Consider the following 21970-nt stretch of genomic DNA (forward strand, 5'->3'; position numbering starts at 1 on the left):
GCAGCGTGTCGTGCGCATCGCGCACCGTGATCCCCGCGAGGACCAGAGCCCCGATGGCCCGCCCGAAGCCCTTGAGCGAACTCATCGAGCGGTCCCTCGGCCCGGTCTTCGCCGCGCAGGGCTTCGCCTCAACGGACATCCTGGCCTCCTGGCCCGAGATCGTGGGCGAGCGGCTCGCCGGGTTCTGCCAGCCGGAGAAGTTCGAGTGGCCGCGGCGGCGCGCCGGCCGTGGGCCTGAGGCGCGGCCCGCGCCCGGAACCCTGGTGGTGCGGGTGGAGGGTGCCTTCGCCCTCGAACTCCAGCACCTCGCGCCCCTCGTCATCGAGCGTATCAACCGCCATTACGGCTGGGCCTGCGTCGGCCGGCTCAGCCTGCGCCAGGACCGGGTCGGGCGCGGGGCCAAGCGGGCGCCGCCCAAGCCCGTCCTCGACCCCGCGCGTCGCGGCGAGGTGGCAAGCGCCGTGGCGGGCATCGGCGAGGAGGGCCTGCGGGACGCCCTCGACCGGCTCGGCGTGGCCGTGATGACGACGGCGCGCGGCTGAGGCAGCGGCAGGGCAATCGCGTCGAAGCGTTGCCCGGGAGGCGACACCCCGGCGCCTTGCCACGGAACGGCCGGGATTCTACCGCTCACGCTCACGCATTCCCGTTCGGCTCGTCTCGGAGAACGTCCCATGATCACCCGGCGCGACGCATTGACGCTCACCGGATCGGCTCTCGGCGCGGCTGTCCTTCTGCCCGGCCTCTCCCTGCGGTCGCTCGCCCAGAGCCCGTCCGTGGATGCCCTGCTCCAGCCCGGCCCCCTCGGCGATGTCTGGCTCGGGCCGGCGGATGCCAAGTGCACAATCATCGAATACGCCTCGATGACCTGCTCGCATTGCGCCGCCTTCCACAAGACCACCTGGCCGGCGCTGAAGGAGCGCTGGATCGACACCAACAAGGTGCGCTTCACGCTGCGCGAGTTCCCGCTCGACCCGCTCGCCACCGCGGCCTTCATGCTGGCGCGGGCGGACAACTCGGCCCGCTACTACCCGATCACCGACCTGCTCTTCGACCAGCAGCCCGCCTGGGCCTTCGTGCAGAAGCCCCTCGACGCCCTGGAGCAGATGATGCGGCAGGCCGGCTTCTCCCGCGAAAAATTCGAGGCGACGCTCAAGGACCAGAAGCTCTACGACGGCATCAACGCGGTCAAGGAGCGCGGTATGAATGTATTCAAGGTCAGCGCCACGCCGACCTTCTTCATCAACGGCCAGAAATTCCAGGGCGAGCTGTCGATCGAGGGCATGGAGAAGGTGATCAAGCCGATCGTCGGAGCGTAAACACCGCGCTTGAAGTCGTCGCGGCCCTCCCGCTCCGGAGCCGGAGCGGGAGGCATCCCCGGAGGCCGGCCCCCGGAGCCCGCGGCGCCTTAACCCCATGAAGCTCACCCGCCTGCGCATCGTCGGCTTCAAGACCTTCGTGGAGCCGAGCGAGTTCCTGATCGAGCCGGGGCTCACCGGCATCATCGGCCCGAACGGCTGCGGCAAGTCGAACCTCGTCGAGGCCCTGCGCTGGGTCATGGGCGAGAACTCGCACAAGAGCCTGCGCGCGTCCGGCATGGACGACGTGATCTTCTCCGGCTCGGGCAGCCGGCCGGGCCGCAGCCACGCCGAAGTCACCTTGAGCCTCGACAACAGCGCCCGGACCGCGCCAGCGGCCTTCAACGGCGCGGACGTCCTCGAAGTCATGCGCCGCATCGACCGGGGCGCCGGCTCGACCTATCGGATCAACGGCCGCGAGGTGCGCGCCCGCGACGTGCAGCTCCTCTTCGCGGATGCGGCCACCGGAGCGCGCTCCCCCGCCATGGTGCGCCAGGGGCAGGTGGCGGAGATGATCGCCGCCAAGCCGCAGGCGCGGCGCCGCATCCTGGAGGACGCGGCCGGGATCGCCGGGCTGCACGCCCGCCGCCACGAGGCGGAGCTGCGCTTGGCGGCAGCGGAGGAGAACCTCGCCCGGGTGGAGGACGTGCTCGGCGCGATCACGGCGGGCGTCGAATCCCTGCGCCGGCAGGCGAAGGCCGCCCAGCGCTACCGGGCGCTCGCGGCCGAGATCCGCCGCCACGAGGCGCTGCTCCTCCTCATCGCCCATGCGGCCGCGCGGGACGAGGCGATGCGCGCCGAGCGCGCCGTGGCCGAGGCCCTCGATCGCGCCGCCGCCGCCCAGGCCGAGCAGAGTGCCGCGGCGACCGCCCAGGCGCTGGCCGCCGCATCCCTGCCGGGCCTGCGCCGGGACGAGGCCGAGGCCGCCGCCGCCCTTCAGCGCCTGACCCATGCGGCGGCTTCCCTGGAGGCGCAGGAACGCCGGGCCGCCGAGCGCCTGCGGGACATCACCCGGCAGATCGCCGACCTGCGCCGCGACGCTACCCGCGAGGCCGCCTCCCGCGTCGACGCGCAGGCGAGCCTCGCCCGTCTCGATGAGGAGGCGGGCGCGCTCGCGACCGACCCGGAGGGCTTCGATTCCCGCGAGGCGGTGGAGGCCCGCGCCGCCGCGGCCGAGGCGGAACTCGCCGCGGCGGAGGCCGCGCTGGCGGCGGCCCAGCAGGAGGCGGCCGAGCAGCAGGCGCGGCAGGCCGCCCTGGTACTTCGCTTACGCGACGAGCGGGCGCGGGCCGACCGTCTGGCCGCGGATCGCGCCCGGCTCGCCCGCGACCGCGCAGCGCTCCCGGCCGGGGCGCCCGGCCTCGCGACGCTGCGGGCCGCCTTCGCCGAGGCGGAGGCGACGGCCGAGGCCGCCGAGGAGGCGGCGGCCGCCGCGCGAGAGAGCCTGATGGCGGCCCGCGACGCGGAGGCAAGCGGGCGTCCCGCCCTTGCGGCGGCCGAGCGCGAAGCGGCCCGGCTCGACACCGAGGCGCGCACCCTGGCCAAGCTCGTGGCGCCGGCGGCCGGTACCCGCTTCCCCTCCCTCCTCGATGCGCTCTCCGTCGCGCCGGGCTACGAGGCGGCGCTTGCCGCCGCCCTCGGCGACGACCTCGACGCCGCCCTCGACCCGGCCGCTCCCGCGCATTGGGCGGGAGCCCCGGACGGGCCCGGCGACCCCGCGCTTCCGGCCGGCGCCGCGCCGCTCGCCAGCGTCGTCGCGGGGCCGGATCGCGTCGCCCGGCGCCTGCGGCAGGTGGGCATCGTCTCCCGCACGGAGGCCGCCTCCCTCCGGACGGCCCTGCATCCGGGCCAGCGTCTCGTCACCCGCGAGGGCGACCTTCACCGCTGGGACGGCTTCACGGCGGCTGCCGAGGCGCCCTCGCCCGCCGCGCGCCGGCTCGCCGAGCGCAACCGGCTGGAGGAGCTCCGCGCGGAGGCGGCCCTGGCCCGGGAAGCGGCCGAGGCGGCGCGCGGGAGTTTCGAGGGGCTGCAGGCGCGGGCCCGCGAGGCCGCCGCCGCCGAGACGCGTTCCCTCGACGGCGCGCGGCTGGCCCGCCGGGCCCTCGACGCCGCGCGCGAGGCGCTCGCCGCGGCCGAGCGGCAGGAAGCCGAGGCGGCGGCCCGGCGCACGGCGCTCGCCCAGGCGGAGGCGCGCCTCGCCGAGGAGGCGGAAGAGGCCGCAGCGCGGGTCGAGGCGGCCGAGGAGGCCCTGGCGGCCCTTCCCGATGCTGCGGCGTCCCTGGCGGTGCTCGCCGCTGCGCGCCAGGAGGCCGAAGCCAGGCGGCAAGCGGCCGCCGAGGCCCGCGCCGCGAGCCTGACGCTCGCCCGCGCGGCCGAGGAGCGCCGCCGTCGGCGGGAGGCCGTCGCGGCCGAGCAGGTCCGCTGGCGCGAGCGCGCCGCGCGCTCTGAGGCGGCCCTCGACGAGCTGTCCGAGCGGCTGGCCGCCGCCGAGGAGGAACAGGCGGAGCTCGCGGAGGCGCCCGACGGCTTCGTGCTCGAACGCCGCCGCCTCGCGGCCGCGACGCAGGAGGCCGAGGGCACGCGGCGCGCTAGCGCCGACCGCCTCGCCGCGGCGGAGGCCGGTCTCGCCGAAGCGGACCGGCGCGCGCGGGATGCGCTCGATGCCTTGTCGGCCGCCCGCGAGGGCCGCGCCGCGGCCATCGCCGCCCACGAGGCCCTGGCGCGCCGGGTGGCGGAGGTCACCCGCAGCATCGCGGACACCCTCGACACGAACCCTGAGGGATTGCGGCCGGCGGCCGGACTCGCGCCGGGGGAGCCCCTGCCCGCCGCCGCCGCCGTCGAGGCGCGCCTGGCCGGCCTCAAGGCCGACCGGGAGCGGCTCGGCGCCGTGAACCTGCGGGCCGAGACCGAGCTCGCGGAGGCCGAGGGACGGCGCGACGACCTCGGGCGGGAGCGCGACGACCTCCTGGAGGCGATCCGGCGCCTGCGCGGCGCCATCGCCTCCCTCAACCGGGAGGGGCGCGAGCGGCTGCTTGCGGCCTTCACGGCCGTGAACGGGCATTTCGAGCGCCTGTTCACCACGCTTTTCGGCGGCGGCACCGCCGAGCTGACGCTGGTCGATTCCGAGGACCCGCTCGAGGCCGGCCTGGAGGTCCTGGCCCGGCCGCCCAGCAAGAAGCCCCAGACCATGACGCTCCTGTCGGGCGGCGAGCAGGCGCTGACCGCCACTGCCCTGATCTTCGCAGTGTTCCTGACCAACCCGTCACCGGTCTGCGTGCTCGACGAAGTCGACGCCCCCCTCGACGACGCGAATGTCGAGCGCTACTGCGATCTTCTCGGACGGATGGCGCAGGACACCGACACCCGCTTCCTGGTGATCACCCACAACCCGATCACCATGGCGCGGATGGACCGGCTGTTCGGGGTCACCATGGCCGAGAGAGGGGTGTCGCAGCTCGTCTCCGTCGACCTCGCCACCGCCGAGTCCCTCAGCGAGGCGGTGTGACGCCGCGGGGCGTGGCTGTTCCTAATCCATAAGGCGGAGCAACGACTTATGGCCAACTCACGAATCCTTGACTCCCAAGGTGGGCGAAACTATGGTGCGCCCGCTCGAAGGGGGTACCCGGGCTGGAACTCTTCGCCCAACCGACGCGGGGTGGCGCCATGACCGGCACCGACCCGCGGGACGAGGGCGGCATGGGCCGGGAGCCTGCCCCCGACAATGATCTCTCCGCGAGGCTCAGACGTCTCGAAATGCAGATCGACCGGAAGCGGCACCCCGCCGCTCCCGATCCTTCGTCGCGTTCCGAGGTGTCCAACGAACCCTCGCCGCTCGGCCGCGCGCTGCGTCTCTCGACGGAGTTCGTGTCCGGCGTGGTGGCGGGCGGTCTGCTCGGCTGGGGCTGCGACCGGCTCCTGGGCACCAAGCCCTGGGGCATGATCGTGCTCGTCATCCTGGGCTTCGCGGCCGGGATCTACAACGTGATGCGCGTGTCGGGATTTTTTCGGCCCGCGGACACGAAGAAAGACCAATCGGGGACTTGATCATCCGGTGGATGCCGTGCATCCGCCAGCGCGGATCAGGCGCCAGGCGGAATCCCCGCGGCGCCGACGGGAAGAGGGGCTCAGACCGGCATGGCCGTGAAGTTGGATCCGATCCACCAGTTCGAGCTGAAGCCGCTGGTTTCGTTCGGGCATATCGGCCACCAGCACATCGCCTTCACGCAGTCGGCGCTGTACATGTTCGCCGCGGTGGGCGTGGTCGCGCTCATCACCATCGCGGCCACGAGCCGCCGCTCCCTCGTGCCGGGGCGGATGCAGTCCCTGGCCGAGACCTTCTACGAGTTCATCGCCTCCACGGTGCACCAATCGGCCGGGCATGGCAGCGAGCGCTTCGTGCCGTTCGTGTTCTCGCTCTTCATGTTCGTCCTGATCCTCAACCTGTTCGGGATGATTCCCTATGCCTTCACGGTGACGAGCCACATCATCATCACCTTCATGCTGGCGCTGATGGTGATCCTGACCGTGGTGATCTACGGCTTCATGGCGCACGGCACGCATTTCCTGAACCTGTTCGTGCCCCCCGGCGTGCCCGGATGGCTGATGCCGCTGATCGTGGTGATCGAGGTGGTCTCGTTCATCTCGCGGCCGATCAGCCTCTCGGTCCGTCTCTTCGCCAACATGCTGGCCGGCCATATCGCGCTGAAGATCTTCGCGGGCTTCGTGCCGGCGCTCCTCGCCGCCGGCGCCTGGGGCATTCTCTCGCCGCTGCCGCTTGCCCTCTCGGTTGCCGTCACCGCCCTCGAGGTGCTGGTCGCGGCGCTGCAAGCCTACGTCTTCGCGACGCTGACCTCGATCTACCTCAGCGACGCGCTGCATCCCGGCCACTGACGGCCGGGGCATCCCGGCCATGCCTGGCCGGGACCGCCTCCCCTTCCCACCCCGGTTCGCCGTGTCGCGGCCGGATCCCACCCGCCAGACGACTAGACGACCTCAGGAGTACTCAGATGGATCCCGTTGCTGCGAAGTACATCGGCGCCGGTCTCGCCTGCCTCGGCATGGCGGGCGCCGCCGTGGGCCTCGGCAACCTGTTCGGCCAGTTCTTCGCGGGCGCCCTGCGCAACCCCTCCGCGGCCGACAGCCAGCGCGCCAACCTGCTGCTCGGCTTCGCCCTGACGGAAGCGCTCGGCATCTTCTCGCTGCTCGTCGCGCTGCTGCTCCTGTTCGCGGTCTAAGTGCCGCTTCTTCCAGGGCGCCTTAGCCCGCGCGGCCCGGCCGCTCGGGGCCACGAGGTGCCCCTCTTCGCGGATGCCGCGCCCCGCCCCGGAGCGCGGCGATCCAGTATCTCCCGCCGGCCGATGCGCCGGCGGCTGCCTTGAGGCTCCCGCACACCCGGACGACACGATGGCGCAGCCCACTCCCCATGCCGGCCTGCAGGAAGGCCTGATCCACGAGCCGGCCTCCGAGCACGGCGGCGGGTTCCCGCCCTTCCAGAGCAGCACCTTCGCGGCGCAGATCCTCTGGGTCGCCATCACCTTCGGGCTGCTCTATTATCTGATGTCCCGCGTCGCGATCCCGCGCATCACCGGGCTGCTGCACGAGCGGCAGATGCGGCTCGCCGGAGACCTCGACGAGGCCGCCCGCATGAAGACCGACGCGGATGCCGCCCGCGAATCCTACGCGCGCTCCCTGAAGGAGGCGCAGGACAAGGCCAAGGGCATCGCTCAGGCGACCCGCGACAGCCTCGCGGCCGAGGCCGAGACCCGCCGCAAGTCCCTGGAGGCGGACCTCGCCGCCAAGCTCGCCGAGTCGGAGGCGCAGATCCGCAGCCGCACCGTGAGCGCCATGAGCAATGTGCGCGAGGTCGCGGCCGACGCCGCCACCGCCATCGTCGAGCGGCTGATCGGCCAGACTCCCGACCGGGCCGCCGTCGAGGCAGCCTATGACCGCACGCAGACCGTGCACTGATCTTTCCGGAGAACTGACCGATGCTGATGGAACCGGAATTCTGGGTCGCGGTCGCCTTCGTGGTGTTCTGCGGCATCGTCTGGAAGGCCGGCGGCTTCGACCTGATCCTCAACGGCCTCGACCACCGGGGCGAGCGCGTGCGCCGCGAACTTGAGGAAGCCCGCCGCCTGCGCGAGGAGGCCGCGGCCGTGCTCGCCGATTACCAGAAGCGCCGCGCCGAGGCCGAACGCGAGGCCGAGGCGATCGTGGCGAATGCCCGCGAGGAGGCCGAGCGTGCGGCCGCCGAGGGTCATGCCCGCCTCAACGAGTTCGTCACGCGCCGGACCAAGGCCGCCGAGGCGAAGATCGCCCAGGCCGAGGCGCAGGCGGCCGCCGAGGTGCGGGCCGCCGCCGCCGAGGCGGCCGTGCGCATCTCCGAGACGATCCTGCGCGAGAAGGTGGGTGGCGAAGCCGGACAGGACCTCATCCGCCGCAGCCTGGGCGATATCAGGACCCGCCTGCGGGCCTGACGCGACAGCCTGCATTACTGCATAACCGGATCTGACGAGAGCCGCCTTCGGGCGGCTTTCTTTTTGTCTCGGTGGAGCGGCCTAGTTCAGGCCGCCGTCGGGCCGAAGCTCGAAAGCATTAGAGTTAGGCCGCACACCCGGGCCGTCCCTGAAAAACGGCGCCACCTGCTTGATTGGAATAGTGTTTTTCGCTTTGCCGGTCGGTCACGAAGCAAGATCGCCGGCCTTTCCCTTACTGCTCATCGCCTTGCTGCAGATTAAACGATCGTATACGTCGCCCGCAGGTCGGACGATGACGCGCGAATAGGTCGGGCATCGCCGCTCACTTTGCCAGAAGCAGATGTCCACGAGACCTTTGAAGCCAATGGCCCTTTACTTCTTCCACTTTCAGAACGGCCCGCAGCTCGTTCGGGATGTTGATGGCGTCTACCTTGCCAGTCCGGCGGATGCCCTCGAACGGGCGACCCGGCTCGCGGAGGGCCTGCTCGGGGAGCGTGAGATCGAGTGCGATCTGCTGCGGAGCGCGATCCGCGTCGAGGATCAGCACCATCGCCGCGTGCTCTGCCTGCCGATGACCTGTGCGATGGCCCGGGAGAACCGGCAGCGCGCCCGGGCTCATTGAGCGATCCGACCAACGGTCACATGAAGAGGACCGTTGGTTCCGTCCTCGGATTTTCGCCAAGCCAAAGGTTTGGCATCGAAAATTCGAGACAGCTCAATGGCCCGATGCATCAGCATCTTGGGCCGTTGATATCGTCAAGGCCGCTCGGCCAGGAAGGCGAGGACGCCTTGTTTGTGCACCTTGTCGCCGACCGCGAGGTTGTGGTCGCGGTTGGGGATGTCGAGGCTGCGGGCGTTCGGGATCAGGGCGGCGAGGGCCGGCCCGGAACCCGCGATGTGATCCGTGGTGCCGACCGAGACCAGGGTCGGCACCTCGATCTGAGCCACCTCGCCGCGCGAGAGGGTCTGGCGCGACCCGCGCATGCAGGCGGCGAGCGCCCGCAGGTCGCTGCGGGTCTGCTCGGCGAAGATGCGGAAGGAGCGGGCGACCGGGTCCGTCACCTCGGCGCTCGACGGCGCTTCCATCGCCTCCGGGATGCCGCTCGGCAGCCCCCTCCCCTCGACGAGATGGATCCCGAGCCCGCCGAGCAGGGCGGACCTGACGCGCTCCGGATGCATGAGCGCCAGGAAGGCGGTGATGCGCGCGCCCATCGAGTAGCCCATCACGTCCGCCCGGGGCAGCCCGAGATGGTCGAGGAGGCGGCCGACATCCTCCGCCATCAGCTCCGACGCATAGGCCTCCGGGTCGTAGAGCTTGGCGCTCTCGCCATGCCCGCGGACGTCGAGGGCGATCACCCGGTAGCCCGCCTCGGTGAGCGTGCGGACCCAGAAGGTGTTGACCCAGTTCGTCTTGTGGTTCGAGGCGAAGCCGTGGATCAGCAGCACCGGGTCGCCCGCCCCGCGCTCCGGCGCAACGTCGATATAGGCGATCGGCACGCCGGCGGAATCGAAGGTCTGCATGGGCGACGGGCTCCGGATTGGCTGCCCCGCCTCTATCGGGCGGGAACCCGTGCCGCAATGCCCGCCCGTTGCGGGCGGGGTCTCACGATGGCATGAGGCGCGGGATGGCGACCCACACCAATGCGATGACCCAAGCTCCCCAGCCCTTCGGGACCTACGCCCCCACCGGCCTCGTCCGCTGGATCGTAGCCCGGACCCAGCGCCTGCCCGACGAGGATTGGGGCGCGAGGCGGCTTGCCCTGATCCTGCGCCGCTGCGCGATCCGCCTGCTGCGTGGCCGGCCCCTCGATGTCGAGCGCTACGGCGCCCGCATGCGGCTGCATCCCTACAACAACAACTGCGAGAAGAAGGTGCTCTTCACCCCGCAGTTCTTCGATCCGGCGGAGCGCCGGCTCCTGGCGGAGCGGCTGCGGCCGGATTGCGTCTTCATCGATGTCGGGGCGAATATCGGCGCCTATGCGCTGTTCGTGGCGGGCCTCAGCGGTCCGGCGGCGCGTATCCTGGCTGTCGAGCCCCAGCCCGACATCTTCGACAAGCTCACCTACAACATCGCCCAGAACCCCTTCGGCACCGTGAAGGCAGTGGCCTGCGCGGTGGCCGACAAGGCGGGTGAACTCACCCTGTTCGTCGACCAGCGCAACAGCGGCGAATCGAGCCTCAAGGTGGTCGGCACCAACGAGGGCGCGGCGATCCGGGTCCCGGCCGTCACCCTCCTCGAACTCGTGCGCAGCGAGAGCATCGACCGCATCGACGCGATCAAGCTCGACGTCGAGGGCGCCGAGGACCTGATCCTGGAGCCCTTCCTGCGCCAGGCGCCGCGCGTCCTGCATCCGAGCCTCATCATCCTGGAGGACGGCACGGACCTGTGGCAGACCGACCTCTCGGCCCTGCTCACCAGCCATGGCTACCGCCGCGTCGTGCGCACCCGGCTCAACCTGATCTTCGAGAAGGCGTGAGACGCCGCTCTGCCGTCCGCGCCGCCGGTCCGGAGCATCCAGCCCCGCCGGTCATGCCGTCACGATCGGGATTTCCCGATCGATCGTGACCTCGTCCGGGTCGAGCCGGCACGCATACGCGACGGTCTCGACGCCCGCCGCCCGGGCGCGCCGGAACGCCGCCGCGAAGCCCGGATCGATATCGCCCGCCACGTCGAAGCGCGCGGCCCGCATCTGCACCACGACGATCAGCAGCGCCCGCCCGCCGCCCCGCACCACATCGGCGAGTTCGTCCATGTGGCGGGCGCTGCGGGCGGCGACGCAGTCGGGGAACTCGGCGAGCCCGGCCTCCCGCATCATGTGGCAGTTCTTCACCTCGACATGGCAGGGACCCGCGGGGCCCTCGGCCAAAAAATCGACCCGGCTCGCCCGCCCGTAGCGCACCTCCGGCCGCAGGGTGGCCGCGCCGCTGAGCGGCGGCAGACGGCCCTCCCGGAAGGCCTCCGCCACCAGCAGGTTCGGGCGCAGCGTGTTGATGCCCACCCATTGCGGTCCGCCCGGCAGGTCGGCCTGCACCATCTCCCAGGACCATGCGAGCTTGCGGGCCGGGTTGGTCGAGGCCGAGAGCAGCACCGGGCGTCCGGGGGCGATGAGCCCCAGCATCGTGCCCGGATTGGCGCAATGCGCCGTGACCACGCGGCCATCGGCGAGTTCGACATCGGCGAGGAAGCGCTTGTAGCGGCGCACGAGCCGCCCCTCGGTCAGCGGGCTGGGGAAGCGCACGGGAGACGGATCGGCTGCGGCATCGGCCCCGCTTAGGGCCTGTCGGGCGTTTCCGGAAGCGCTGACAGGCACTCGGTCATGGCTGTGGCGGATATCCGGACGGAGACAAGGTGCCGCTTCTCTCGGGTCTCCTCCGGCAGGGCTGCGGGTGCGGCGCGACGCTTGAGCCGGGCCAGCCGCCACGATAGAGCGGGACGATGGTCGGAGGCACGATGAGCGACGACAACCCGATCCAGGTGACGGCCGCCGTGCTGGTCATCGGCGACGAGATCCTCTCGGGCCGGACCAAGGACAAGAACATCGGCTACATCGCCGAGTACCTCACCGCCATCGGCATCGACCTGCGCGAGGTGCGGGTGGTCCCCGACATCGCCGAAGAGATCGTCGGCGCGCTGAACGCCCTGCGGACCCGCTACACCTACGTCTTCACGACCGGCGGGATCGGGCCGACCCATGACGACATCACGGCCGATTGCGTGGCGGCGGCCTTCGGCGTCGGCATCGACGTCGATCCCCGGGCGCGGGCGATGCTGCTCGAACGCATCGCCGAGGCCGATCTCAACGAGGCCCGCCTGCGCATGGCGCGCATCCCGTTCGGGGCGGAGCTGATCGAGAATCCGATCTCGAAGGCACCGGGCTTCATGATCGGCAACGTGATCGTGATGGCGGGCGTGCCCGCGATCATGCAGGCGATGCTCGATCGCGTCGCCCCGCGGCTGCGCACCGGCGCCCGGATGCTCGCCGAGACGATCGAGGCCGGCGCGCTGCCGGAGGGGGCCTATGCGTCCGGCCTCGCCGCCGTGGCGGCCCGTTTCCCGGGCGTGTCGATCGGCTCCTATCCGTCGGTGACGCCGCAGGGCTTCCGCAACCAGATCGTGGCACGCGGCACGGATGCGGCACGCCTCGCGGCGGCGCGGGCGGAGATCGAGGGCTTGATCGCCCGGCTCCAGGCGGAGCAGGGGTGAGGGAGAGGCAGGCGATGACGGCCGCGGGCGAGAAGGCGTTTCCGGTCTCCTGGGATCAGTTCCACCGCGACGCCCGGGCGCTGGCCTGGCGGCTCGCCGGAGCGGGGCCGTTCGAGGCGATCGTCTGCATCACCCGTGGCGGCCTCGTGCCGGCGGCGGTGGTGGCCCGCGAACTCGGCATCCGTCTCATCGAGACGGTCTGCATCGCGAGCTACCACGACTACCAGGAGCAGGGCGCCCTCACGGTGCTCAAGGACGTGGCCCCGAGCATCCGGGCCATCGGCGACGGCAGCGGCCGGGGCGTGCTCGTCGTCGACGACCTCACCGACACGGGCAAGACCGCGCAGGTGGTGCGCACCATGCTGCCGAACGCACATTTCGCCACGGTCTATGCCAAGCCCGCCGGCCGTCCCCTCATCGACACCTTCGTGACCGAGGTGAGCCAGGACACCTGGATCTATTTCCCCTGGGACATGGGCCTCGCCTACCAGGCCCCGATCCATCCGGGCACGTCCGGCTGAGGGGGGCGGCGCCCGCCTGGGTGAACGCAAGCGTCTCGCAATCGTTGGGGAGGGGACGAAGGACACTCCCCAGCAGGACGGAGACGCGACATGGTCCACACCCACAAGCCCCTCGACCAGCAGGTGATCGTGATCACGGGAGCGTCGAGCGGCATCGGGCTCGCGACGGCGCGCATGGCCGCGCGGGAGGGCGCCCGGGTGGTGATGGGCGCCCGCAACGCCGAGGCGCTGGCCGCGATTCAGGAGGATATCGAGCGCGAGGGCGGCCAGGCCACCCATGCGGTCTGCGATGTCGGGCGGCGCGAGGACGTGCGGGCGCTGGCCGACACGGCGATCGAGCGCTTCGGCGGCTTCGATACCTGGGTGAACGATGCGGGCATCTCGATCTTCGGCCGCCTGGAGGAGGTGAGCGACGAGGACAGCGAGCGCCTGTTCCGGACCAACTTCTGGGGCACGGTCCATGGCTCGCTCGTGGCGGTGCCGCACCTGAAGCGGCACGGCGGGGCTCTCATCAATGTCGGCAGCATCGCCTCCGACATGGCGATCCCGCTCCAGGCCATGTACTCGGCGAGCAAGCACGCGATCCGCGGCTTCACGGACGGGCTGCGCGCGGAACTGGAGATGGAAGGCGCGCCGGTCTCGGTGACGCTGATCAAGCCCGGCTCGATCGATACGCCCCTGCCGCATCATGCCCGCAACTACATGGACCGCGAGCCGCAGCTGCCGCCGCCGGTCTATCATCCGGACGAGGTCGCCCGCGCCATCCTGCACGCGGCCGTGCACCCGCATCGCGAGATCTATGTGGGCGGCGGCGGACGGGTGCTGACCGGCTTCAAGAAGATGGCGCCGCAGGCTTTCGACCGGCTCGGCGCCGTGATGTCCCGTGCGCAGCGGAGCGCCGAGCCTCCGCGCGATCCGCAGGGCGCGCTGCACCAGCCGGGGCCCGACGGCCATGTCCGCGGCAGCTATCCGGGCTACGTGCGGCGCACCAGCACCTACACGCGCGCGCAGCTCCATCCGCTCACGACGAGCGCCGTGGTGGCGGGGGTGGGGCTCGCCGCCGCGGCGCTGATGAGGCGGCGGGCCTGAGGGTCCGCCGATCGCCGCACCCGGCTGCGCCGCGCGGCGGCTGCATCATCTCCCGGAGGACGCATGAAGCACCCGTCCCCGATGCGAAGCCGCCCCGCCCCCGGATCGATGCGCGAACCCTCCTGTCTCCATCGGCAGAGGGGAACCGCGCGTCTCGGGCCGGTGGGGTCCCGGCACGGAACGCCGGCGCTTGCCGCCCTGCTTCTCACCCTGCTCCCGGCCCTGGCACCCGCCACGATCGAGGGCGACGCGATCCCGGAGCCGCTCGCGGGCGCACGCGGCGATCCGGTCCGCGGCCGGGCCATCGCCACCGATCCGCGCCGCGGCCTGTGCACGCTCTGCCATGCGGGGCTCGGCGGCCGGGCCGAGGGCGATGTCGGGCCGAACCTCGCCAGGGTTGGCGCGCGGCTCACGCCGGGCCAGCTGCGCCTGCGGCTGGTGGATGGCCGCGTCTTGAATCCGGACACGATCATGCCCTCGTATTACCGCGTCGAGGGGTTGACCCGGGTCGGCGCCGCCTGGCGCGGCAAGCCGATCCTGGAGGCGGACGAGATCGAGGACGTGATCGCCTATCTGGCGACGCTCCGCGGCGAAGGGGAGACGCGATGACGGGGCCGGACCGGCGGAGCTTTCTCGCGGGGGGCGCGGGTCTCCTGGCCGTGGCGCTGGTGCGCCCGGCCGAGGCGGTCGAGCGCCCGCCGCGCGAGCCCACCGAGGCCGCGATCCGGCGCTTCGCCGGAGACGCGCCGATCCATCCCGGCCGCGTGGCGCTGGATTTGCCCCCGCTCGTCGAGAACGGCAACGCCGTGCCGCTTACCGTGACCGTCGAGAGCCCGATGAGTGCGGCCGACCATGTCCGGCGCATCGCCGTCTTCAACGACAAGAACCCGCAGCCGAACGTGCTCACCGTGCATCTCGGGCCGCGCGCCGGCCGGGCCGCAATCTCGACGCGCATCCGGCTCGCGGATTCCCAGACCGTGACGGCGATCGCCGAGATGAGCGACGGCACCTACTGGTCGGCCACCGCCGACGCGATCGTGACGCTCGCCGCCTGCGTGGAGGGATGACGCGTGGCCCGCAGCCTCATCAACGTGCCGAAGACCGCCAGGGCCGGCAGCGTCATCGAGATCAAGACGCTGATCTCGCACCCGATGGAGACCGGCTATCGTCCCGGTCCGGACGGGCGCCTCGTGCCGCGCAACATCGTCACGGAGTTCGTCTGCCGGTATGAGGGCGAGGAGATCTTCCGCGCCGATCTCTACCCGGCGAGTTCCGCCAATCCCTACCTGACCTTCACCACCCTGGCGACGCGGAGCGGCACTCTCACCTTCACCTGGAGCGGCGATAACGGCTTCTCGCAGACGGAGAGTGCCACGATCGAGGTGACCTGAGGTGTCGAGCCGCCGCGGGCTCGCCCTTGCGCTCCTGGCGATCTGCTGCGCGCCGCTTGCCGCCGAGGAGATCCCGCCCGCCGCGCGCCGCTCCGGCTTCGACCAGATGACGCCGGAGCTGCGGGCCATGCAGCAGGACGACGCCGCCAATCCGGGCGTGCTCTGGGCCGCGGATGGGCTCGATGCCTGGGCGGCACCGGCCTCCTCCGGCCGGCCCTCCTGCGCGGGCTGCCACGGCGACATCACGGCGATGCGCGGGGTCGCCGCCCGCTACCCGGCCTGGGACGAGACCGAGGGCCGGCCGGTCGATCTCGCCGGACGCATCGACCTCTGCCGCATCCGCCACCAGGGCGAGGCGCCGCTTCCCCGCGAGAGCCGCCCGCTCCTCGCCCTCACCGCCGCGGTGGCGATGCAGTCGCGCGGGATGCCGGTGGCGCCGCCCGCCGATCCGCGTCTCGATGCGGCGCGCGCGGAGGGCCGCGCCCTCTTCACCCGGCGCATGGGCCAGCTCGACCTGTCCTGCGCGGGCTGCCACGACGCCCATTGGGGCCGTCATCTCGGGGCCGGCATCATCCCGCAGGGCCATCCGAACGGCTATCCGCTCTATCGGCTCGAATGGCAGGATCTCGGCTCGTTCCAGCGCCGCCTGCGCAACTGCCTCGTCGGCATGCGGGCGGAACCCTACCCGGCCGGCGCGCCGGAGGCGGTGGCGCTCGAACTCTACCTGATGCAGAGGGCGGCGGGGCTCCCCGTGGAAGCGCCGGCCGTGCGGCCGTGACGCCCTGGGGCACCCAGGCTGGGATTTCGGCCTTGACGGACAGGCGGATCGTCCTGCGGCAGGTCGGTGTCTGGCAGGCACGACATCCCTCATGCTGAGGTGCTGCGGCTTTGCCGCAGCCTCGAAGCACCCCTGAACGGCGATCCTGGCAACAGGGCTGATTGGACGACCGCTCCCGGGTGCTTCGAGGCTTGCTGAACAAGCACCTCGGCATGAGGGATATCGTGCCTGCCAGATCTGCCCTTCAGGAGACCCCGCCCCGAACGACTACGAGTTGCGCTGGGGCATATCCCTCGCACCTGGTCGTTGCGCGAGCCTCTGCACCGTTTTCCAGTCGCCCCGGATGAGGGCTTCCTTCTTGGCGCGGCTCCAGCCCTTGATCCGGCGCTCGGCCTCAATCGCATCGGTGATCCGGTCGAACTGCTCCGCGTAGACCAGCGTCACCGGCCGGCGCGCATGCGTGTAGCCGAGAAAGGCACCGGACTGGTGTTCGCCCATCCGCTTGTCGAGTGTCTGTCCTCGCGCTGAGCCGACATAGAAGCTGCCGTCGGAGCAGCGAAGGATGTACACGAAGGCGTTCATGCAGGGGCCCCGGACAATTCTGCGAGGCAGGTGTCCTAAAGGCAGCACAATATGGCAACCGCAGCATTCCTCATGCTGAGGTGCTGGCGATCGAAGATCGCGTAGCCTCTGGCCGGCATCAGCCGGCACGCAGCCAAGAGCGGCTGTCCAAGACCGTCCTGCGCCTTGGAGCAGTGTTCAGGGGTGCTTCGAGGCCCGCTGCGCGGGCACCTCAGCATGAGGGATGTCGCGCCTGCCAGATCTGTGCTTATCAAGGAAACATGATCTTCTATTATCGATCTGGCATTGCAGATTATCTCGTGAGCAACTCGGCTTCTGGCGAATTCAACGCCCCTCATGCTGAGGTGCCCGCGCAGCGGGCCTCGAAGCACCCCTGAACGGCGATCCCGGGCAGCGGCGCCGATCGTGTTCACGAAACCGGATCGCGCCTCACAGCCACCCGACCGCCCGGAACCGCCGGTACAGGAAAAGGCAGGTCATCAGGATCGCGGCCAGCACCGCGAAGTAGCCGTATTGCAGCTCGAGCTCCGGCATGTTCTTGAAGTTCATGCCGTAGATGCCCGCCACCGCCGTCGGCACGGCCAGGATCGCCGCCCAGGCGGCGAGGCGGCGCGCGATATGCGTCTGCTGGGTCTGGCCGATCATCAGGCTCGCCTCGAAGGCGAAGGCCAGCACCTCGCGCAGGGCATCGATCTCCTCCTGGACGCGCCGGATGTGGTCGGACACGTCCCGGAACAGCACCTGCATGTGCTCGTCGATGGCCACCGTCTCGGCATGTTCGAGCTTGCGGCAGACCTCTACCAGCGGGACGACGGCGGTGCGCAGGCGCAGGAGGTCGCGGCGGAGCATGTAGAGCCGCTCGATCTCCGCCTGCTCCAATTCGCGGGTGAGGACCTTGTCCTCGATCGCCTCGACCTCGTCGTGGATCGCCTCGATCACGGGCCTGTAATCGTCCACAATATAGTCGAGGAGAGCATACAGCATGTAGTGCTCGCCCTGGGCGAGCGTGGTCGGGCAGGCTTCGCAGCGCTGGCGCACCGCCGCGTAGGAGCTCGATGCTCCGTGCCGCACCGTCACCACGTAGCCGCGTCCGAGGAAGACGTGGGTCTCGCCGAAGGCGATGCGCCGCTCGATGAGCTGGGCGGTGCGCGCGACGACGAAGAGCCCGCTCCCGTACTGCTCCACTTTCGGGCGCTGGTGCGCCTTGCCCGCATCCTCGATGGCGAGGGGATGGAGGTCGAACTGCGCCTGCACTTGGTGCAGCAGGGCGTCCGAGGGTTCGTAGAGGCCGATCCAGACGACGTGGCCCGGCTTGCGCGCCCAGGTCCCCGCCTCCGCGACCGAGGTTTCGGCGATGCGCCGTCCGGCCGCGTAGACGGCCGCGGCGACGACGCCGGAGGCCGGAGGCGGGACGGGCGGCGTGGGTGCGAGCATGGTGCATCCCCGATCATGGGCTGCCGCAGAGTGACCCCGGATCGCCCCGTTGCACAACGGGAATCGCGACGTGACGGGAGGCCGGCGCCGGTCTAATCCTTCGCGCGGGAGAGCCGGCATGACGGATCACGACCACCCGCACCATCACGGCAGCGAATTGTCGCCCATGGAGCTGCGGGTGCGGGCCCTCGAATCCATCCTCGTCGAGAAGGGCTATGTGGATCCGGCGGCCCTCGACGTGCTGATCGAGACCTACGAGACCAGGATCGGCCCGCGCAACGGCGCCAAGGTGGTGGCGCGGGCCTGGATCGATCCGGCCTATCGCGCGCGGCTCCTCGACGATGCCACGGCGGCGATCCGCGAACTCGGCTTCGGCGGACGCGGCGGCGAGCACATGATGGTGGTCGCCAACACGCCCGAGGAGCACAACCTCGTCGTCTGTACCCTGTGCTCCTGCTATCCCTGGCCGGTCCTCGGCCTGCCGCCCGTCTGGTACAAGTCGCCGCCCTACCGCTCGCGGGCGGTGATCGACCCGCGCGGCGTGTTGCGCGAATTCGGCGTGGACCTGCCCGAGACGACGCGCATCCGCGTCTGGGATTCGACCGCGGAACTCCGCTACATGGTGCTGCCGATGCGCCCGGCCGGCAGCGAGCATCTCGACGAGGCGGCGCTCGCCGACCTCGTCACCCGCGATTCCATGATCGGCACGGGGCTTCCCCTCTCTCCGGACCAAGTGGTGCGCGCATGAACGGCGGACAGGATCTCGGCGGCATGCAGGGCTTCGGGCCGATCGGTTTCGAGGCGGACGAGCCCTGGTTCCACGCGCCCTGGGAGCGGCGCGTCTTCGCCCTGGCGCTGGCCATGGGGTTCACCGGCGCCTGGAATCTCGATGCCAGCCGGGCGGCCCGCGAATCGCTGCCGCCCGGCGAGTACCTGACCTCCAGCTACTACGCGATCTGGTTCAAGGCGCTGGAGAAGCAGGTGCTCCGGCACGGTCTCGCGAGCGAGGAGGAACTGGCGGCGGGCGCGGCCCTGACGCCGCCCGCACCCGTCGCCCGGGTGCTGCGGGCCGAGCAGGTGGCGCCGCTCTTCGCGCAGGGGTTCCCGAGCGACCGCCCCTCCCCGCACCCGGCCCGCTTCGCGGTTGGCGACGAGGTGACGGCAAAGACGATCAACCCGGTCGGCCATACGCGCCTGCCGCGTTACGTCCGCGGCCGCACCGGCACGGTCGAGCGGGTGCACGGCACCTTCGTGTTCCCGGATTCGAATGCGCATTTCGCCGGCGAGGCGCCGCAATGGCTCTACACGGTGCGCTTCCCGGGCGTGGAACTGTGGGGCGAGGATGCCGATCCGGGCCTGGCAGTCTCGGTCAACGCCTTCGAGAGCTACCTGGAGCCGGCCCGCCGGGCGGAGGTGCGTCGGCCGGAGGCCGACGCGTGAGGACGCCCGACGCCCCCGCCTTCGCGGCTCCCTGGGAGGCGCAGACCTTCGCGCTCGTCGTGGCGCTGCACGACCGCGGGCTGTTCACCTGGGGCGAATGGGCCGAGGCGCTCGGCGCGGCGGCCCGCCGGGGCGACCGCCCGGCCGACTATGCGCTGTGGCTGGAGACGATCGAGACGCTTCTCGCCGCCCGCGGCGTTACCACGGCGGAGGCTCTGTCCGGCCGCCGGGACGCCTTCGCGCGGGCCGCCGCGGCGACGCCGCACGGGCAGCCGATCCTGCTGGCCAACGACCCGGGCGCCTGACGGCGCAAGACCTGACGGCGCACGAAAAAGCCCGGTCGAGAACCGGGCTTCATCCGTCCCTTCATCCGTCCGACGATGCGGCCGTGATCAGGCCTGCAGCGCCTTCACCCGGGCCGCGAGGCGCGAGACCTTCCGGGAGGCCGTGTTCTTGTGAACGATGCCCTTCTGGGACGCGCGCATGATCTCCGGCTCGGCGGAGCGCAGGGCGGCGAGTGCGTTGGCGGCGTCGCCGGAGGCGATGGCCTCCTCGACCTTGCGCATGAAGGTGCGCATGCGGCTGCGGCGCGAGCGGTTGATCGCCGTGCGCTTGGCGATCTTGCGGGTCATCTTCTTGGCCGACACGGTGTTGGCCATCGGCTGTCCTCATCTCGATTGCGCGATGCGCGAGGGCCCGGAGGCGTGGCGGCGTCGCGTGGTATGGCGCTGGAAGCACGGAAAGCCGCCGGGGCGAGCCGGCGGGTTCGCGAGGCGCCGTCTATAGACGCGCTGTCTGCCATCGTCAACGCAGGACTCCTCGCGCCGCCCGCATCCCGTTACGACAGGATCGGTTTCACGGAGCTTCGACATGACCCGCCCGGACGACGACCCGACCCGCGCGGCGCGCCTCGCGCGCTTCCAGCCGCTGTCCGGCATGGCGATGCCGCGTTTCGCGGGGCTCGCCAGCCTGATGCGCCTGCCGGTGCTGACGCCTAAGGAGGCCGTCGCCGAGCCGATCGATATCGGCCTCTTCGGCATCCCCTTCGACAGCGCCACCACGAACCGGCCGGGGGCACGGCTCGGGCCGCGGGGCGTGCGCGAGCAATCGGCCCTGATGCGCCTCGTCAACCACGCCACGGGCGTGTGCCCCTACGAACTCTGCGCCTGCGCGGATCTCGGCGACGTGCCGGTCAATCCCGCCGACGTTGTCGACACGCTGGCGCGTATCGAGGCCTTCACGGCGCCGCTGCACGCGGCCGGCCTGACCCTGCTCGCCATTGGCGGCGACCACCTCGTCACCTATCCGCTGCTGCGCACGCTGGGCCGGGACGCACCCGTGGGGCTCATCCACATCGACGCGCACAGCGACACGACGGACAGCTATTTCGGCGGCGCCAAGCTCACCCACGGCACCCCGTTCCGCCGGGCCATCGAGGATGGCGTGCTCGATCCGAAGCGCAGCGTGCAGATCGGCATTCGCGGCACGCTCTACGCCCGGGACGAGCGCCGATGGGCCCTCGATCAGGGCATCCGCATCATCGAGATGGAGCGCGTCATCGCGCAGGGCCTGCCCGCCGTGGTGACCGAGGCCCGGGCGGTGGTCGGCGCCGGGCCGACCTACCTGAGCTTCGACATCGACTCGATCGATCCCGCCTTCGCCCCCGGCACCGGCACGCCCGAGATCGGTGGCTTCACCTCGCGCGAGGCGCTGTTCCTGGTCCGGGGGCTGCGCGGCCTCGATCTCGTGGGGGCCGACGTGGTGGAGGTCGCCCCGCCCCTCGACCCCTCCGGCACCACCGCGCTCGTCGGCGCGACCTTCGCCTTCGAGCTGCTGTGCCTGCTCGCCGAGGCGCGGGCGCGGCGCCGGGGCTGATACCAACGGTCATTTCCATGTGACCGTTGGTTCCGTTCTCGGATTTTCGCCAAGCCTCGGATTTTCGCCAAGCCTCGTCACAAAGCCTTTGGCTTGGCATCGACAATGCGAGACAGGTCGACGGCCCGATGCGTGAGCATGCGCGGCAGCACCTGGCTTACGTCAGCAGCCTGGGCCGTTGGTATGATCCGTGAGCCGGCCTCCCCTCTCCCACCCGGGAGAGGGGTTCCTCGTGCCCTGTCAAGCCCCCGTCCCGCCCCGACGGCCTTTCCACCGCCGTGTCCCCGGCCCCCTCCCCGTTCTCGACACGCTTCCGGGCCGTCGCCCCTCCGCGGCGCCATGATTCGCGCCGGTTTGCGAAGAATCCGGGATTCCAAGCCGTTGCGCCGGGATAACCTGTGCGCCGGGCGTGGGCCGGCGAAGGGATCAAGCCGGCGTTAACCACCCGGCGAAGCCTTCCTGTTGCGAAGCTTCACCAGGAGAGCGTAACGTCCCGGTGTTCCCGCCGGGCGGCGGAGCGCGCTCCCGTCTTCCTGAAGTCACGATTCGTGTCGTCGGCCTTCGCGTCGCCGCACGGCGAGTCGTGCCCTGCGCCGACCGCCGCCACGGCCCGGGTGCGCAAGGAAGTTTGGCGGAGCGTCGCTTAAGGAAAACGAGACTTCTTGTTGATAGACCCGTGGGGAAGGCGGGGATGAGGCTGGGGGTAGTTGACTCTTGGTTCCTCACCAGGGCCGACATGGTTCGAACTGGGACATGTCGGGAGTTGCGTATCGGCGTACGGGCCAGCCGCGGGCAGAAGCGGGCGGTCCGAGAGAGGACCCATCA

Annotated in this window: 26 protein-coding genes; 21 read left to right on the forward strand and 5 right to left on the reverse strand. The window is 71.1% G+C overall.

Annotated elements, in window-relative coordinates:
- The first annotated feature begins 53 nt into the window (after positions 1-53).
- The 9 genes from MNOD_RS36195 (at position 54) to MNOD_RS36235 (ending at position 8453) form a co-directional block, all read left to right on the forward strand.
- Positions 54-542, forward strand: coding sequence for a DUF721 domain-containing protein (locus MNOD_RS36195; RefSeq protein WP_015933936.1), 489 nt, complete (start codon positions 54-56; stop codon positions 540-542).
- Between the two features lie 129 nt (positions 543-671).
- The gene (locus MNOD_RS36200; RefSeq protein WP_015933937.1) at positions 672-1316 is read left to right on the forward strand and encodes a DsbA family protein; all 645 of its coding nucleotides are present in this window, start codon (positions 672-674) and stop codon (positions 1314-1316) included.
- A 97-nt stretch (positions 1317-1413) separates the two neighbouring features.
- Complete coding sequence (locus tag MNOD_RS36205) at positions 1414-4860, forward strand: chromosome segregation SMC family protein (protein WP_015933938.1); 3447 nt, start codon at positions 1414-1416, stop codon at positions 4858-4860.
- A gap of 158 nt (positions 4861-5018) precedes the next feature.
- Entirely contained in the window at positions 5019-5399 is a 381-nt protein-coding gene (locus MNOD_RS36210; protein ID WP_015933939.1) for an AtpZ/AtpI family protein, read from the forward strand.
- Positions 5400-5489: 90 nt separating this feature from the next.
- Positions 5490-6245 (forward strand): F0F1 ATP synthase subunit A, encoded by a 756-nt coding sequence (locus MNOD_RS36215; RefSeq protein ID WP_015933940.1) that lies wholly within the window; start codon positions 5490-5492, stop codon positions 6243-6245.
- Positions 6246-6361: 116 nt separating this feature from the next.
- Positions 6362-6589: a F0F1 ATP synthase subunit C gene (locus MNOD_RS36220; protein ID WP_012336551.1), complete on the forward strand. Its 228-nt coding sequence runs from the start codon at positions 6362-6364 to the stop codon at positions 6587-6589.
- A 169-nt stretch (positions 6590-6758) separates the two neighbouring features.
- Entirely contained in the window at positions 6759-7322 is a 564-nt protein-coding gene (locus tag MNOD_RS36225) for a F0F1 ATP synthase subunit B (protein WP_015933941.1), read from the forward strand.
- A gap of 23 nt (positions 7323-7345) precedes the next feature.
- Positions 7346-7831 (forward strand): F0F1 ATP synthase subunit B family protein, encoded by a 486-nt coding sequence (locus tag MNOD_RS36230; protein WP_198157679.1) that lies wholly within the window; start codon positions 7346-7348, stop codon positions 7829-7831.
- Positions 7832-8195: 364 nt separating this feature from the next.
- The gene (locus tag MNOD_RS36235; RefSeq protein ID WP_015933943.1) at positions 8196-8453 is read left to right on the forward strand and encodes a DUF6894 family protein; all 258 of its coding nucleotides are present in this window, start codon (positions 8196-8198) and stop codon (positions 8451-8453) included.
- A gap of 134 nt (positions 8454-8587) precedes the next feature.
- Here MNOD_RS36235 and MNOD_RS36240 read toward each other — a convergent pair whose 3' ends face one another.
- On the reverse strand, positions 8588-9352 hold the full coding sequence (locus MNOD_RS36240) for an alpha/beta fold hydrolase (protein ID WP_015933944.1): 765 nt from the start codon (positions 9350-9352) through the stop codon (positions 8588-8590).
- 104 nt (positions 9353-9456) lie between these two features.
- Here MNOD_RS36240 and MNOD_RS36245 point away from each other — a divergent pair, with 104 nt between their 5' ends.
- Positions 9457-10308, forward strand: a complete 852-nt coding sequence (locus MNOD_RS36245) for an FkbM family methyltransferase (protein ID WP_015933945.1) — start codon at positions 9457-9459, stop codon at positions 10306-10308.
- Between the two features lie 51 nt (positions 10309-10359).
- Here MNOD_RS36245 and sfsA read toward each other — a convergent pair whose 3' ends face one another.
- Complete coding sequence (gene sfsA / locus MNOD_RS36250) at positions 10360-11070, reverse strand: DNA/RNA nuclease SfsA (protein WP_015933946.1); 711 nt, start codon at positions 11068-11070, stop codon at positions 10360-10362.
- A 212-nt stretch (positions 11071-11282) separates the two neighbouring features.
- Between sfsA and MNOD_RS36255 the strand changes: the two genes are divergently transcribed.
- From MNOD_RS36255 to soxA, 7 genes are all read left to right on the forward strand, one after another.
- Positions 11283-12035, forward strand: a complete 753-nt coding sequence (locus tag MNOD_RS36255) for a competence/damage-inducible protein A (RefSeq protein WP_015933947.1) — start codon at positions 11283-11285, stop codon at positions 12033-12035.
- A gap of 14 nt (positions 12036-12049) precedes the next feature.
- Positions 12050-12556, forward strand: a complete 507-nt coding sequence (gene gpt, locus MNOD_RS36260; RefSeq protein ID WP_015933948.1) for a xanthine phosphoribosyltransferase — start codon at positions 12050-12052, stop codon at positions 12554-12556.
- 90 nt (positions 12557-12646) lie between these two features.
- Positions 12647-13645: an SDR family oxidoreductase gene (locus tag MNOD_RS36265; RefSeq protein ID WP_015933949.1), complete on the forward strand. Its 999-nt coding sequence runs from the start codon at positions 12647-12649 to the stop codon at positions 13643-13645.
- Between the two features lie 63 nt (positions 13646-13708).
- Positions 13709-14254, forward strand: a complete 546-nt coding sequence (gene soxX, locus MNOD_RS36270; RefSeq protein WP_015933950.1) for a sulfur oxidation c-type cytochrome SoxX — start codon at positions 13709-13711, stop codon at positions 14252-14254.
- On the forward strand, positions 14251-14712 hold the full coding sequence (locus tag MNOD_RS36275) for a SoxY-related AACIE arm protein (protein WP_015933951.1): 462 nt from the start codon (positions 14251-14253) through the stop codon (positions 14710-14712). Before soxX ends, MNOD_RS36275 begins: the two co-directional genes overlap by 4 nt.
- Before the next feature lie 3 nt (positions 14713-14715).
- Positions 14716-15036 carry a thiosulfate oxidation carrier complex protein SoxZ gene (gene soxZ, locus MNOD_RS36280; RefSeq protein ID WP_015933952.1) on the forward strand — a complete coding sequence of 107 codons (321 nt, stop codon included), beginning with the start codon at positions 14716-14718 and terminating at the stop codon, positions 15034-15036.
- Between the two features lies 1 nt (position 15037).
- A complete protein-coding gene (gene soxA, locus MNOD_RS36285) occupies positions 15038-15814 on the forward strand; it encodes a sulfur oxidation c-type cytochrome SoxA (protein ID WP_015933953.1) in 777 nt (258 codons plus the stop codon).
- A 267-nt stretch (positions 15815-16081) separates the two neighbouring features.
- On the opposite strand, the gene MNOD_RS36290 is transcribed toward soxA, so the two are convergent.
- Entirely contained in the window at positions 16082-16396 is a 315-nt protein-coding gene (locus tag MNOD_RS36290) for a GIY-YIG nuclease family protein (RefSeq protein WP_015933954.1), read from the reverse strand.
- A gap of 429 nt (positions 16397-16825) precedes the next feature.
- Positions 16826-17830 carry a magnesium/cobalt transporter CorA gene (gene corA / locus MNOD_RS36295; RefSeq protein ID WP_015933955.1) on the reverse strand — a complete coding sequence of 335 codons (1005 nt, stop codon included), beginning with the start codon at positions 17828-17830 and terminating at the stop codon, positions 16826-16828.
- A 118-nt stretch (positions 17831-17948) separates the two neighbouring features.
- Between corA and nthA the strand changes: the two genes are divergently transcribed.
- Genes nthA through MNOD_RS36310 form a run of 3 tightly spaced genes read left to right on the forward strand, consistent with a single transcriptional unit; the run spans position 17949 to position 19575 of the window.
- The gene (gene nthA / locus MNOD_RS36300; protein ID WP_015933956.1) at positions 17949-18578 is read left to right on the forward strand and encodes a nitrile hydratase subunit alpha; all 630 of its coding nucleotides are present in this window, start codon (positions 17949-17951) and stop codon (positions 18576-18578) included.
- The gene (gene nthB / locus MNOD_RS36305) at positions 18575-19270 is read left to right on the forward strand and encodes a nitrile hydratase subunit beta (protein WP_015933957.1); all 696 of its coding nucleotides are present in this window, start codon (positions 18575-18577) and stop codon (positions 19268-19270) included. Before nthA ends, nthB begins: the two co-directional genes overlap by 4 nt.
- A complete protein-coding gene (locus MNOD_RS36310; RefSeq protein ID WP_015933958.1) occupies positions 19267-19575 on the forward strand; it encodes a nitrile hydratase accessory protein in 309 nt (102 codons plus the stop codon). The genes nthB and MNOD_RS36310 overlap by 4 nt, the downstream gene beginning before the upstream one ends.
- A gap of 87 nt (positions 19576-19662) precedes the next feature.
- On the opposite strand, the gene rpsT is transcribed toward MNOD_RS36310, so the two are convergent.
- On the reverse strand, positions 19663-19929 hold the full coding sequence (rpsT, locus tag MNOD_RS36315; RefSeq protein WP_015933959.1) for a 30S ribosomal protein S20: 267 nt from the start codon (positions 19927-19929) through the stop codon (positions 19663-19665).
- Between the two features lie 211 nt (positions 19930-20140).
- On the opposite strand from rpsT, the gene speB reads away from it, so the two are divergent.
- Complete coding sequence (gene speB, locus MNOD_RS36320) at positions 20141-21145, forward strand: agmatinase (RefSeq protein WP_015933960.1); 1005 nt, start codon at positions 20141-20143, stop codon at positions 21143-21145.
- Positions 21146-21970: the final 825 nt, after the last annotated feature.

Origin of the sequence: Methylobacterium nodulans ORS 2060 (assembly GCF_000022085.1) — a bacterium.
In the GTDB taxonomy this organism is placed as follows: Bacteria; Pseudomonadota; Alphaproteobacteria; order Rhizobiales; family Beijerinckiaceae; genus Methylobacterium; species Methylobacterium nodulans.

Bases quoted from the DNA above. Each gene is read 5' to 3' on its own strand.
- MNOD_RS36195 (WP_015933936.1), top strand. From the start codon at position 54: ATGGCCCGCCCGAAGCCCTTGAGCGAACTCATCGAGCGGTCCCTCGGC.
- MNOD_RS36200 (WP_015933937.1), top strand. From the start codon at position 672: ATGATCACCCGGCGCGACGCATTGACGCTCACCGGATCGGCTCTCGGC.
- MNOD_RS36205 (WP_015933938.1), top strand. From the start codon at position 1,414: ATGAAGCTCACCCGCCTGCGCATCGTCGGCTTCAAGACCTTCGTGGAG.
- MNOD_RS36210 (WP_015933939.1), top strand. From the start codon at position 5,019: ATGACCGGCACCGACCCGCGGGACGAGGGCGGCATGGGCCGGGAGCCT.
- MNOD_RS36215 (WP_015933940.1), top strand. From the start codon at position 5,490: ATGGCCGTGAAGTTGGATCCGATCCACCAGTTCGAGCTGAAGCCGCTG.
- MNOD_RS36220 (WP_012336551.1), top strand. From the start codon at position 6,362: ATGGATCCCGTTGCTGCGAAGTACATCGGCGCCGGTCTCGCCTGCCTC.
- MNOD_RS36225 (WP_015933941.1), top strand. From the start codon at position 6,759: ATGGCGCAGCCCACTCCCCATGCCGGCCTGCAGGAAGGCCTGATCCAC.
- MNOD_RS36235 (WP_015933943.1), top strand. From the start codon at position 8,196: ATGGCCCTTTACTTCTTCCACTTTCAGAACGGCCCGCAGCTCGTTCGG.
- MNOD_RS36240 (WP_015933944.1), bottom strand. From the start codon at position 9,352: ATGCAGACCTTCGATTCCGCCGGCGTGCCGATCGCCTATATCGACGTT.
- MNOD_RS36245 (WP_015933945.1), top strand. From the start codon at position 9,457: ATGGCGACCCACACCAATGCGATGACCCAAGCTCCCCAGCCCTTCGGG.
- MNOD_RS36255 (WP_015933947.1), top strand. From the start codon at position 11,283: ATGAGCGACGACAACCCGATCCAGGTGACGGCCGCCGTGCTGGTCATC.
- gpt (WP_015933948.1), top strand. From the start codon at position 12,050: ATGACGGCCGCGGGCGAGAAGGCGTTTCCGGTCTCCTGGGATCAGTTC.
- MNOD_RS36265 (WP_015933949.1), top strand. From the start codon at position 12,647: ATGGTCCACACCCACAAGCCCCTCGACCAGCAGGTGATCGTGATCACG.
- soxX (WP_015933950.1), top strand. From the start codon at position 13,709: ATGAAGCACCCGTCCCCGATGCGAAGCCGCCCCGCCCCCGGATCGATG.
- MNOD_RS36275 (WP_015933951.1), top strand. From the start codon at position 14,251: ATGACGGGGCCGGACCGGCGGAGCTTTCTCGCGGGGGGCGCGGGTCTC.
- MNOD_RS36290 (WP_015933954.1), bottom strand. From the start codon at position 16,396: ATGAACGCCTTCGTGTACATCCTTCGCTGCTCCGACGGCAGCTTCTAT.
- corA (WP_015933955.1), bottom strand. From the start codon at position 17,830: ATGCTCGCACCCACGCCGCCCGTCCCGCCTCCGGCCTCCGGCGTCGTC.
- nthA (WP_015933956.1), top strand. From the start codon at position 17,949: ATGACGGATCACGACCACCCGCACCATCACGGCAGCGAATTGTCGCCC.
- nthB (WP_015933957.1), top strand. From the start codon at position 18,575: ATGAACGGCGGACAGGATCTCGGCGGCATGCAGGGCTTCGGGCCGATC.
- rpsT (WP_015933959.1), bottom strand. From the start codon at position 19,929: ATGGCCAACACCGTGTCGGCCAAGAAGATGACCCGCAAGATCGCCAAG.
- speB (WP_015933960.1), top strand. From the start codon at position 20,141: ATGACCCGCCCGGACGACGACCCGACCCGCGCGGCGCGCCTCGCGCGC.